The organism is Azospirillaceae bacterium, assembly GCA_028283825.1.
Taxonomy (GTDB): Bacteria; Pseudomonadota; Alphaproteobacteria; order Azospirillales; family Azospirillaceae; genus Nitrospirillum.
In genome coordinates, this window is sequence record JAPWJW010000005.1 from 373,171 (window position 1) to 384,834 (window position 11,664).

The following is an 11,664-nucleotide window of genomic DNA, read 5'->3' on the forward strand; positions in this document are numbered from 1 at the left end:
TCCCACGCAAAACCAGATACTCTCTTTGGATTGGTAAGAGTTGCCGGGGTGTTTTAGGCAACCCCTAAGCTCTGATGTGCTTACAAAATGTGCAGCCCCATCGGCCCCGGGATGCGGTGGGGCAGTTCCGTCCAGGTATTGCCGTCGTCCTGGGACAGGTACAGGCGGCCCGCCCGGTCGATGATCGCGACCAGGGCGCCGCGGGTGGCGATGCAGTCGCTGTCGATGATGCCGTCCTGCCAGGGGGGCAGGCCGTCGCCCACCCGCTGCAGCGGCCCATCGCTGTCGATCGGCCGGCGGTAGAGGGCGCCTTGCGCTGAGAAATGGTCGGTGGAGGCCGCCACGAATAAATCATGCCGTCCCCAGGCGACGGCGGAGCCGTAGGTGGCGTGCAGGCCGCGTCGCTCCAGGGTCCAGGTGGCGCCCCCGTCGCGGCTGAGGCACAGGCCGGCGGCGGCGGCCGCGATCACCAGGTCCGGCCGGGTGGGGTGGGCGTTGACCTGGTGGACGTCCCAATCGACGGGAAGCGTGGGCCGCCAGGTCTGGCCGTCGTCGGCCGAACGCGGAATGCCGCCGACATGTACGTTGGCCAACAGGGCGGCGCCGTCGCAGGTCACCGCCAGGGTGCGCACGCCCAGCGGCGGCCCGCGCAGCACCCCGTCCACCAGCATGGCGCCGGCATACCAGGTGTCGCGGCCCTCCACATCGTCGAAGCTGTCCAGATGATGCCAGATACCGTCCGCATCCAGGTGCCACAGGCGCGCGTCCTCCGTACCGACGAAGATCACCTCACCCACGGCGACGCAGCAGGCCAGCTCATGGTCGCTTTGCGCGATCACCGCCCAGGCGCCCTCGGGTGAGCGGCGGTAAAGGCGGTTGCCGTCGGCGATGGCCAGCACGCCGCCCTTGCCGTCGGGCGTCAGGCTGCGGACGAAACGGCCAGTGAATTCCACCATGGCCGCCTCGGGTGTGACGCGGAACAGCCCGCCGTTGAAGGTGGCGACCAGGATGTGGGGCATGGTTCATTTCCCCTGGAAAAAGCCCTCCAGGATTTTGACGAACTCTGTGGGCTTGGCAAGGTTGACGACATGGGTGGCGTCCACCCGTACGTAGGTGCCGTTTTTCAGCAGGGACATGGCCCGGTCGGCGTCGTCCTTGCCCATGGCGCCGTCCAGGGTACCGTCGGGCAGGGTGGAATAGTTGGCCTGCATCAGCAAGGTGGGGCAGGTGATGCGGCCCAGGGCCTCGGCATGGTCGAAATCCCGGTTCCAGCTGCCATCATAAAACCCGGCGCCGAAACGCGGGTCGTATTCGCCCAGGCCGCGCACCAGCATGCGCACCGTGTCGTTGCCCAGCAGGCCGATATCCACCGGCTGGCCCGGATGGGTCCAGCGATAGGCCCGCACCGCCACCGTCAATAGGAAGGGGATGCCTGGGCCGACATTGTTGCGGAAGAACTGCGCGTTGCCGTGGATCCAGTACAGCAGGAAGTCCTTTGGATGATCCTTGGTGGCCGTGTAGCTGGTGATGAAGGCGCGGTCGGCGATGGTGCGCTGGATGCGGGGATATTCGGATGAGAACAGGGGCGGATCCTCCAGCACCACGGCCCGCACCAGTTCCGGCCGGTTGGCCGCCAGCCAGGTGGTCAGCAGTCCGCCGGACGAATTGCCGGTGATGAAGACGGGCTGGCCGATCTGCCGTTGGATGAAATCGCCCAGATCGGCGCCGATCCGGTTGGCGGTCATGGGGTAATCCGCCGGCGTCACCGTCTTGCCGTGGCCGGGATAGTCCACATCATAGACGTGGAAAGACTTGGCCAGGGCCGGCAGCACGCGGCTGTAGCTGTACCAGTCCAGCAACTGGGCGTGCAGCAGCACCAGCGGTGGCCCGTTGTCCGGCCCCTCGACATAACTCAGGGTGACCTGGTTGACCTGGACGGTCTTGGGCACATAGCCGGCTGCCGCCACCTTGGCCCGGTAGGGGTCGGTGTAGGTGGCCAGCTTGACGAACGGCACCGCGACGCCGACGACGACCAGCAGGGCGATTGCCGCCAGCATCGCCCCGATGATGGCCCGTATGCCCCGTCGGTTTGGCCGCTGAAGGGCTGGTTGGTTGCCGCTGCCGCTCATCATCTTCACACCAAATTTCCCAGTTGTTGGTCCGACACCCGCCACATCCGTCGCAACAGACGCCGGTTTGGGTTTAACGGTGGGGGCCAGGAGACCTTCACGGGCTGGGCCGTCCTTGAAAACGCATCCCCGCCCTGCGCCGTCCTTCTGCGTTCCACCATACGTATTTCCCCCTTTCGCCCGGCCCCTCCCATACGTATTCAGGACGCCATGCCGTATGCCCTGGGGGGACAGTAGGGCCCTGGTCTTCAAGCCTGGTGATGAAATGACGAGCAACAAGACGATGGGATGGACGCGCGCGGGCTGTGTCGTAGCACTGCTGGCGGGCACGATGCTGGGAAGTGCCGCCTTCGCCGACGTGGCGCCGGGCGCGCCGGGGCGGGCGGCGACGGGGGCGTACGCGGGCAAGACCGGCATCGGCACGGCTTATCACGCGTACAGCGCCCGGCCGGAAAAGGCGGTGCCGTCGCGCGTCTGGTTCTCTCTGGCCCACGGCGTGGTGACGGAGACCATGTACGGCCTGATCCACGAGGTGCAATTGCGTGAGCTGAAGCTGGCCATCCAGGGCGGCGGTTTCCTGGATGTGGAGGATGCGGACACCGACAGCGCCACCAGCTATCTCGACGTGGATGCCGCCGGCCGCCCCCGCTCCCTGGCTTACAGGGTCGTGAACAAGGCCAAAAACGGCAAGTACGAGATCGAGAAGCAGATCTTCACCGACCCCGCCGCCGATACCCTGGTGGTGCGCGTGACGGTGCGGGCCAAGGGCGGCGGCACGGTTACGCCCTACCTGCTGGTGGACCCGCAGATGGCCGGCACCGGCGGCGGCGACAGGGCCGACGTGGCCGGGGGCACCCTGCACGCCTATGAGGGCGCCCGCCACCTGGTGGTGAAGGCGTCCACCGGCTTCACGGCGGCCAGCGTGGGTTTCGTGGGCGCGTCGGATGGCCTGGCGCAACTGAAGGCGGGCGGCAAGCTGGATGCCGCCTACATCACCACCGGCGACAAGGCCGGCAATGTGGCCCTGGCCGGCGCGCTGGCACCGGTGACGGGGGAGGCGACGTTCGACATCGTCGTCGGCTTCGGCGACAGCGCGCAGGCGGCCAATGCTGCGGCCGACGCCACCCTGAAGCGTGGGCACGACGCCGTGCTGGCGGCCTATAACGCCGGCTGGGAAGGCTATCAGGGCCGCCTGTCGGCCTTGCCGGACCTGGCGAAGGAGGCGACGGACGGTGGCAGGCTGCTGTACGCCAGCGCGCTGGTGCTGAAGGCGCAGGAGGACAAGACCCACCCCGGCGCGCTAATCGCCTCATTGTCCGCCCCCTGGGGCGACGCCCAGAAGGCAGATAAGCCGGAAACGGGCTACAAGGCGGTGTGGCCGCGCGACTTCTACCAGTGTGCCATGGCCCTGCTGGCGCTGGGCGACACCGAGACGCCGAAGGCCGCGCTGGCGTATTTGAAGACCGTCCAGGTGGGGCCGAAGACGCCGGGCAACCATGGCGATGGCGGCTGGTTCCTGCAAAAGACCCATGTGGATGGCACGCCGGAATGGGTGGGTGTGCAGTTGGACCAGACGGCCATGCCGCTGATGCTGGCTTGGCGCCTGTGGCGCAACAACGTCATCAGCGACGCCGACGTGGCCGCCCTCTATCCCGCGATGGTGAAGCCGGCCGCCGACTTCCTGGTGAAGGGCGGCACCGCCGGCATCGGCTGGAACAAGGACACCATCCGTCCGCCCGCCACCCAGCAGGAACGGTGGGAGGAGCAGGGCGGCAACTCCCCCGCCACCACCGCGGCGGTGATCTCAGGATTGACGGCGGCGGCTGAACTGGCCGGCCAGGCGGGGGATGAGGCGGCGGTGAAGCGCTATTACGCGGCTGCCGACAAGTACTCCGCCGGGCTCAATGCCGCGACCGTCACCACCGACGGCCAGTTGGCGCCGAAAGGTTCCAAGGTCGCCTACTATCTGCGCATCGCGCCCACCGGCCAGCCCAACGCCCACACGCCGCTGGCGGTGCGCAACGGCCAGCAGGCGTTGACGGAGGACGCCTACGCCGACGCCGGTTTCCTGGAACTGGTGCGCTACGGCGTGCGGGCCCCCACCGATCCGGTGATCAAGTCCAGCCTGTCGGTGCTGGATAATGAGGCGCTGCCGGAGAACCTGCGGCTCAAGTACACCTTCCACTTCGATGGCGACGCGGCGGCCTATCCCGGCTGGCGGCGCTATGGCAACGACGGCTATGGCGAGGATCGGACCAACGGCGCCAACTACGCCGTCAGCGGCGCCATGAGCCCGACCCAGCGCGGCCGCGTCTGGCCCCTGCTGACGGGGGAACGCGGGCATTATGAACTGGCGCTGGCGGCGGCCAAGCCCGGCGGTACCAAGCCGGCGGAGGTGGCGGCCATCCGCACCACCTATGTCCGCGCCATGGAGCATTTCGCCAACCAGGGACTGATGATCCCGGAACAGGTGTGGGACGGTGTGGGCAGCGACGGCGGGCGCGGTTACAAGCCCGGTGCCGGCACCGACAGCGCCACCCCGCTGGCCTGGGCGCACGCCGAATATGTGAAGCTGCTGCGTTCCCTGCATGACGGTGGCGTGTGGGACCTGTATGCCCCGGTGGCGGTGCGCTACGCGTTCAAGCCGTGAGGGATAGGGGGCTGCGGTGGTGCTCAGTTACCGCCGCAGCCAATCACCAGACCGCCCGTTCCCGCGTCAGCACGTCATGCGATGGTTCAGGGGTGCGGGCCCTGGCCGCCGCCGCCGTTTTGACCGCCACCCTGGCTGCCTCCCCCTTGGCCACCGCCCCCCTGGCCGCCGCCGCCGCCGTTCTGGCTGTTTCCTCCGCCCTGGTTGCCCTGGCCGCCGCCCCCACCGTGGGGATCGCCGCCGCCATGGTTCTGGCCACCGCCTTGAGGGGCCCCGCCATGCGGATCGCCGCCATGGCCGTTCCATCCTCCCGGGGGCGCACCATGGGGGCCACCGTGCGGACCGCCATGGGGGCCGCCGCTCCAACGCCAGCTTTCGGCGAACCACGGCTGGCCGCGGTAATAGCGGCCCCAGTATTCGTTGAAGGAGAAGGTGATGATGGGCACGCCGATGGCGGCACCATACTGCGGCATGACCACGCGGTTGCCCTGGTAGGGGTACAGCATCTCGCCACCGGGCATCCAGCCGCGGAAGGCCTGGAACCCGACGTCGCACCAGGTCCAGCCGGCGAGGCAGCCGTAGACGGTCAGGGGCGTGCCGTTGGCCAGGGTGCCGACGATGGGATAGCCCAGGCCGGGGCCGGCGCGCAGCATGCTGCCGCCTTGGGTATAGGCGTATTCCGCCCGGGCGGTGACGGGCAGGGCGGCCAGGGGGATGGCCAAGGCGACGGACAGTCCGGCGATAAGGCGCAGACGGCGCATTTTTCGTGACCTTTCTCGTTCACGGGACAGGCTTCGTCCCGGCCTCTCGTGCGGGGGCACGAAGGGGCCGGATGCCGAATGTCTTCAGCACCCGTGATACGCGGCGGTCACGCCCGACTTTCCGGCCGGCCCTCATGAAGATTGGCGCAAGAAAAAGGGCGGCCCCGGTTGGGGCCGCCCTTCCTCAAATCATCCTGTCACCGGATCAGCGGTGCGGGCCGTGGTCGCCGCCACCGCCGTGGTCGCCGCCGCCATGGCCGCCACCTCCGTGATCGCCGCCACCGTGGTCACCGCCGCCACCGTGGTCACCGCCACCACCCGGGTGTCCACCACCCTGATGGCCACCGCCGCCCGGATTACCGCCCGGGTGGCCACCACCTGGGTTGCCGCCCGGATGTCCGCCGCCGGGGTTGCCGCCCGGATGTCCGCCGCCGGGGTTGCCACCGGGGTGGCCGCCCGGGCCCGGGCCGGGCCGACCCGGACCGGGGCCACCATGGCCGCCGCCGGGGCCGTGCGGATCGAAACCGGGATGGCCGCGCCAGGCCGGCGCGCGGGGCGGGGCGATGCGGGCATAGCGTCCCCGGTCGTTGAACCAGGGCCGGTCGTGGTAGTAGCGGCCCCAGTAATCGTTGAAGGAGAAGGTGATGATGGGCAGGCCGATCACGCCGCCATATTGCGGCAGGAAGACGCGGTTGCCCTGGTAGGGGTACAGCATGTCGCCGCCGTACAGCCAGCCGCGGTAGCCCTGGAAGTCCACGTCGCACCATGACCAGCCGGACAGGCAGCCATAGACGTTGATGCCCCACCCCCGGCGGCAGGCGGGCGATGGCGGGATAGCCGCCGCCAGGCCCGGCGCGCAGCGTGGTGCCGCCCTGGGTGTAGGCGTATTCCGCCTTGGCGGCGACGGGCAGGGCGACCAGGGCGGCGAACAGCCCGGCGATGAGGCGAAGACGGCGCATTTTTTTAAGACCTTTCTCGTTCAAGGCCGACCCCGTCCCCCAGCACCTGTGCGGAGCGCACCGGCTGGCGACGGGTATCTTCAAAAACCATTATAAACCAAAGACACCCCCTTATTCTCCCGCCCATTGTGCCTAAAGAATGGCGTCCAAAAGGCGGAGTTTTGCAACCGATTGGGCAAGTTGACGGCCGTACCGCCGGGGGTTGCCCAGGCCGCGCGTGACAGGCGAGGGGGAGTCCGGCTATGACAGGGCGGACGGTGATATTGCCACCGTCGCCAGGCCTGGGGGCTTGGGGGTTCCAAGATTTTCGGATCATGGTATTTCAGGCAGTGCGGGGGCGGGTGATGAAACGCCTGTTGTTGGTTCTTTTCAGTGCGTTTCTCTGTGCGGATGCCATCGCGGGCGCGCGGGCCGATGCCCCGTCGGCGCCATCCGGCACCGTTGCCGTGTACGGCGATTCCCTGGCCGACGGGGTGTGGAGCGGGCTGTACGAATATCTGAAGTCGTCGCCGCAGACCCATCTGGTGCGCCATTCGCAACTTGGCTCCGGCCTGACGCGGCCGGATTACGCCAACTGGCGCACGGAAACCGCCCGCCAGATTGAAGAGGCGGGCGACGGCGGCTTCGCCGTCGTCATGTTCGGCGCCAACGACATGCAGGGCGTGCGGGATGAGAATCGCCGGGGCTATCTGTTCAAGTCGCCGGGCTGGACCAATGTCTACACCCAGCGCATCGACTGGCTGCTGCAGACGTTGAAGGACCATCACGTCACCACCCTGTGGCTGGGCCTGCCCGTCATGCGCAAGCCGGAAACCAATGAGGATGCCAAGTACATGACCGGCCTTTATGAGACGGAGGCCAAGAAGTACGGCGCCATCTTCCTGCCCACTTACCAGGACTATCTGGACCCGGATGGCAACTTCATGCTGCGCATTGACGATTCGCGCCAAAAAAGCCAGGCGCTGCGCTCCGACGACGGCATCCACTTCACCGGTTACGGCTATCAGTTGCTGGCGTCCAAGGTGCTGACCCGCATCGCCCGGCAGGCGGATGCCAGCCCCACCCCGGTGCCCATTAAGCCGGTGGCGGCCCCCATGGCCGGTCCCATCGCGGCCCCGGCCCAGCCCAGCATGACGCCCATCGCCGCCCCCTTGACCATCGGTCCCCGGATCGGCCCGCTGGCCCCGCCCTTGGCCGCCCCGCCGCTGACCGTTCCCATGCCGGCGCCCGTCCTTACGCTCCGCAAGCAGTCTTGAGCGCCATGCGCCGTCGTTTCATCCCCCTGGTGTTCATGCTGGCCGCCGCCGGCGCCTGCAGCGGTGCGCCCAAGGCCGGCACCGCTTCGGCGACCGTGCCGGCCACCCGCGTCGCCGCCGCCGGTCCCGCCACCCTGCCCAAGGCGCTGCCGGTGCGCGTGCCGTCGCCCTATGACGGCAATCCCGGTTTTGAACGCCTGTTCCAGCGCCTGGCCGCCATCGAGGCGGGGCACGGCGGCACGGTGGATATCGTGCAATTGGGCGACAGTCACACCGCCGGCGGTGTCTTCACCACCCGCCTGCGCGACGCCTTGCAGGAACGGTTCGGGTCGGCCGGTCCCGGCTACATGCCGGCGGGCAAGCCCTATATCGGCTCGCGCCGCGCCGACGTGGCCGTGGGCCAGGACGGCAAGTGGCAGTATTTCAACAGCCTGAGCGACCAGCCGCCCCCCGGCTGGGGCATCACCGGCTTCCTGGCGCGCAGCCGGTCGCGGGGGGCCGCCATCAGCGTCACACCCAAGGACGGCCTGGGTTTCGACATCGCCGGCGTCACCGTGGTGCGCCAGCCGGGCGGCGGCGACCTGCTGGTGCTGATCGACGACCGCGTGGTCAAGCAGATCCCCACCGGCGGCCCTACCGGCCAGGCCGACTGGATCACCTTGCCCACCGCCGGCAAGGCCCAGGTGCTGAAGCTGGTGGCGCTGGACGCCCGGCCGGTGGACATCGCCGGCTGGTCGCTGGACCGCGCCACGCCCGGCGTGGTGTTCGACAGCGCCGGCGTGGTCGGCGCCCGCCTCACCACAATGGACCGCTGGAACCCGGAAACCGTGGCGCTGGAACTGGCCAAGCGCCATCCCGACCTGGTCATCCTGGCCTACGGCACCAATGAGGGTTTCGACCGCAGCCTGGATCTGGCGGCCTACAACGAACGCTTCCAGGCGGCGCTGCGCCGGGTGAATGCCGGCCCGGTGGCCACCATCGTGCTGGGCCCCCTGGACGGCCAGGCGGAATCGCCGGCCTGCAAGAAGGTGGCGGACAAGGACGCGGCCTTCCCCTGCCAGGAGACGCAGCCCGCCGCAAACAAGTGCGCCTGGTACACGCCCCCCATGCTGGGCCGGGTGCGGGCCTTGCAGGCCGACGGCGCCAGGAAGGGCGGCTACGTCTTCTGGGACTGGTCGCAGGTGATGCCGGGCGCCTGCGGCATGGACCGCTGGGTGCGCCAGCCGGTGCCGCTGGGCCGGCCGGATCATGTGCACCTGACGCAGGAAGGCTACACCCTGACGGCCAACGCCTTCTTCGCCTGGCTGATGGACCAGTACCAGGGGTATGTCCAGCCGGGTACGGCGCCGCTCGCCACCGCTGCCGCAGCCGGCGTTGCCGGCACATCGACACACTGAGGGGCGGGTTCCGTCGTGCTGTTTCCCACCCTGAATTTCGGCCTGTTCTTCCTGGTCGTCTTCGCCGTCGCCTGGGCCCTGGTGCGCTGGCCCCGGTCGCGCGTGGCCTTCCTGTCCGCCGCCAGCTATTTTTTCTATGGCTGGTGGGACTGGCGCTATCTGTTCCTGCTGGGCGGCAGCACCCTGTTCAACTGGCTGGCGGGCCAGGCCATCGTGCGCCAGGCCGATCCCCGCCGCCGCAAGTGGGTGGTGGGCGGGGCAGTGGCCGTGAACCTGGCCGTGCTGGCCTTCTTCAAGTACGCCAACTTCGCCACCGCCACCACCAACGACGTGCTGACCATCCTGGGCGCCCATGTCCAGGTGCGGTTCCTGGACGTGCTGGTGCCCATCGGCATCTCCTTCTTCACTTTCCACGGCATCTCCTACCTGGTGGATCTGTACCGGGGCACGCTGGCCCGGCCGGCCAGCCTGATGCAGCTGGTGCTGTACATCTCCTTCTTCCCGCAGCTGGTGGCGGGGCCCATCGTCCGCGCCTCCCACTTCCTGCCGCAGATCGCGGCCCGGCCGGATCCGGACGACATCCGCGCCACGCGCGCCTACCTGCTGATCCTGGGCGGGCTGTTCAAGAAGGTGGTGGTGGCCAACTACCTGGCGACCGACCTGGTGGATCCGGTGTTCTTCGACCCGGACAAGTACGGCGCCCTGGACCTGCTGCTGGCCACCTACGGCTACGCCATGCAGATCTACTGCGATTTCAGCGCCTACACCGACATCGCCATCGGCCTGGCGGCCCTGCTGGGCTTTCGTTTCCCGCAGAACTTCGACCAGCCCTACCGCTCCGCCTCGCTGCGGGATTTCTGGCGGCGCTGGCATATCTCGCTGTCGTCCTGGCTGCGCGACTATCTCTACATCCCGCTGGGGGGCAACCGGGGCGGCACGTGGAAGCATTGCCGCAACCTGATGATCACCATGCTGCTGGGCGGCCTGTGGCACGGCGCCAACTGGACCTTCGTCATCTGGGGCGCCCTGCACGGCGGCATGCTGGTGGTGGAGTTCCTGGTGAACCGCCTTCGCGCCATCACCATTGGTGAGTGGGAGGCGCCGCCCTTCCGCGGCTGGGCCCGGGTGGCCGCCATCGTCGCCACCTTCCACTTCGTCTGCCTGACCTGGATCTTCTTCCGCGCCCCGTCGCTGGAGGTGGCCGGCCATTTCCTGGCGGGCTTCGGCCGCTGGGGGCAGGTGGCCGGGGCGGCCACGCCGCTGACCCTGCTGCTGGTCGCGGGCACCATGGCCAGCCAGTTCCTGCCGGCCGACCGCCTGGCCCGCATCGAGGATGCTCTGGTCCGCGTGCCGCTGGCCGTCAAGGGGGCGGCCATGGGCCTGGGGCTGGTGCTGATCCAGGCCTGCGCGCCCGAGGGCGTGGCACCCTTCATCTATTTCCAGTTCTGAGGGGGCACCCGTGACCGTGATCCCGCCCGTCCGTCCCCGCTACAACCCCGCCGAGGTGATCGAGGGGGCCGCACCCGCCCGCGCGGTGCCGGTCGCCGTATCGCTCGCCGCCGGTGCCCTGGTTGCCTTGCTGCTGGGGGCCAAGCCCCTGGCCGACTGGACCGGCGCCCTGCCCATCAACGGCTTCACCGACCAGCTGTCCACCTGGACCGGCGCCTGGCAGGACATGATGGACCGCCTGCATCTGGGCGCCCTGTTCGACGGCGTGCAGGGCCTGTTCCGTTGGTTCCAGAACTTGCGCTTTTAGGGCAAGCCTTGCGCAGCCCACTGCCGGGGCCGTAAAGTTGCAGGATGATAGCTGGATGGCGCCGCCGTCCGCCGGCCCCGAGGCCCCTGATGCAGCGTAAAAGTTTTGAAGACCTGACCTGTCCCATCGCCCGCAGCCTGGAGCGGGTGGGGGAGTGGTGGAGCATCCTGATCCTGCGCGACGCCTTCCATGGCATGACGCGCTTCGACCAGTTCCAGAAAAGCCTGGAGATCGCGCCCAACATGCTGACCCGCCGCCTGACCGCCCTGGTCGAGGCCGGGCTGCTGGAAAAGCGCCAGTACAACGCCCGTCCGCCACGTTACGAGTACGTGCTGACCGAACGGGGGAACGACTTCCGCCAGGTCACGCTGGCCCTGATGGACTGGGGCAACCGCCACTTCTCGCCCGAGGGGCCGACGGTGCAACTGGTCGACACCCAGACGGGCCAGCCGGCCGACCTGATGCTGGTGGACCGCGTCAGCGGCAAGCCCGCGACCAGCCGCGACTTTCGCCTGGTGCCCGGCCCCGGCGCCGACGACGCCCTGCGGGAGCGTTACGCCGCCCGTGCCAAGTTGGCAAAGACCGTATAATCGCGTGGGTTCTGGTCGATGCGATTTGGGAAAGAGAATGTCCACAATTCATTCACGCGGCTTATTTTATTCTCATCTTTTCTGATAATAATAAATGCGCTCATTTTGGCGGCCTATGGTTTCGGATTGCTGGGTTTCGGTTTTGCGAGAAAGGTGGTCCTGTGCC

The 11,664-nt window shown here is 68.3% G+C and carries 10 protein-coding genes; 6 read left to right on the plus strand and 4 right to left on the minus strand.

Translation table 11 applies throughout. From position 1 onward, the window contains the following. Window positions 1-80: 80 nt before the first annotated feature. Together PW843_28245 and PW843_28250 are read right to left on the minus strand one after the other, a co-directional pair. The gene (locus tag PW843_28245) at window positions 81-1,019 is read right to left on the minus strand and encodes a hypothetical protein (protein MDE1150457.1); all 939 of its coding nucleotides are present in this window, start codon (window positions 1,017-1,019) and stop codon (window positions 81-83) included. A 3-nt stretch (window positions 1,020-1,022) separates the two neighbouring features. Then, entirely contained in the window at window positions 1,023-2,132 is a 1,110-nt protein-coding gene (locus tag PW843_28250; GenBank protein ID MDE1150458.1) for an alpha/beta hydrolase, read from the minus strand. 280 nt (window positions 2,133-2,412) lie between these two features. On the opposite strand from PW843_28250, the gene PW843_28255 reads away from it, so the two are divergent. Beyond that, a complete protein-coding gene (locus tag PW843_28255; GenBank protein ID MDE1150459.1) occupies window positions 2,413-4,779 on the plus strand; it encodes a glucan 1,4-alpha-glucosidase in 2,367 nt (788 codons plus the stop codon). An 86-nt stretch (window positions 4,780-4,865) separates the two neighbouring features. Here the strand turns inward: PW843_28255 and PW843_28260 are convergent, their stop codons facing one another. Then, on the minus strand, window positions 4,866-5,540 hold the full coding sequence (locus tag PW843_28260; protein MDE1150460.1) for an SH3 domain-containing protein: 675 nt from the start codon (window positions 5,538-5,540) through the stop codon (window positions 4,866-4,868). Window positions 5,541-5,745: 205 nt separating this feature from the next. Beyond that, entirely contained in the window at window positions 5,746-6,297 is a 552-nt protein-coding gene (locus tag PW843_28265; GenBank protein MDE1150461.1) for a hypothetical protein, read from the minus strand. Between the two features lie 546 nt (window positions 6,298-6,843). On the opposite strand from PW843_28265, the gene PW843_28270 reads away from it, so the two are divergent. From PW843_28270 to PW843_28290, 5 genes are all read left to right on the plus strand, one after another. Beyond that, a complete protein-coding gene (locus tag PW843_28270; GenBank protein ID MDE1150462.1) occupies window positions 6,844-7,755 on the plus strand; it encodes a DUF459 domain-containing protein in 912 nt (303 codons plus the stop codon). Between the two features lie 5 nt (window positions 7,756-7,760). Then, the gene (locus tag PW843_28275; protein MDE1150463.1) at window positions 7,761-9,152 is read left to right on the plus strand and encodes an SGNH/GDSL hydrolase family protein; all 1,392 of its coding nucleotides are present in this window, start codon (window positions 7,761-7,763) and stop codon (window positions 9,150-9,152) included. 15 nt (window positions 9,153-9,167) lie between these two features. Then, on the plus strand, window positions 9,168-10,601 hold the full coding sequence (locus PW843_28280) for an MBOAT family protein (protein MDE1150464.1): 1,434 nt from the start codon (window positions 9,168-9,170) through the stop codon (window positions 10,599-10,601). Between the two features lie 10 nt (window positions 10,602-10,611). After that, on the plus strand, window positions 10,612-10,908 hold the full coding sequence (locus PW843_28285; GenBank protein ID MDE1150465.1) for a hypothetical protein: 297 nt from the start codon (window positions 10,612-10,614) through the stop codon (window positions 10,906-10,908). An 89-nt stretch (window positions 10,909-10,997) separates the two neighbouring features. Then, window positions 10,998-11,498 (plus strand): helix-turn-helix domain-containing protein, encoded by a 501-nt coding sequence (locus PW843_28290; protein ID MDE1150466.1) that lies wholly within the window; start codon window positions 10,998-11,000, stop codon window positions 11,496-11,498. The last annotated feature ends 166 nt before the right edge of the window (window positions 11,499-11,664 follow it).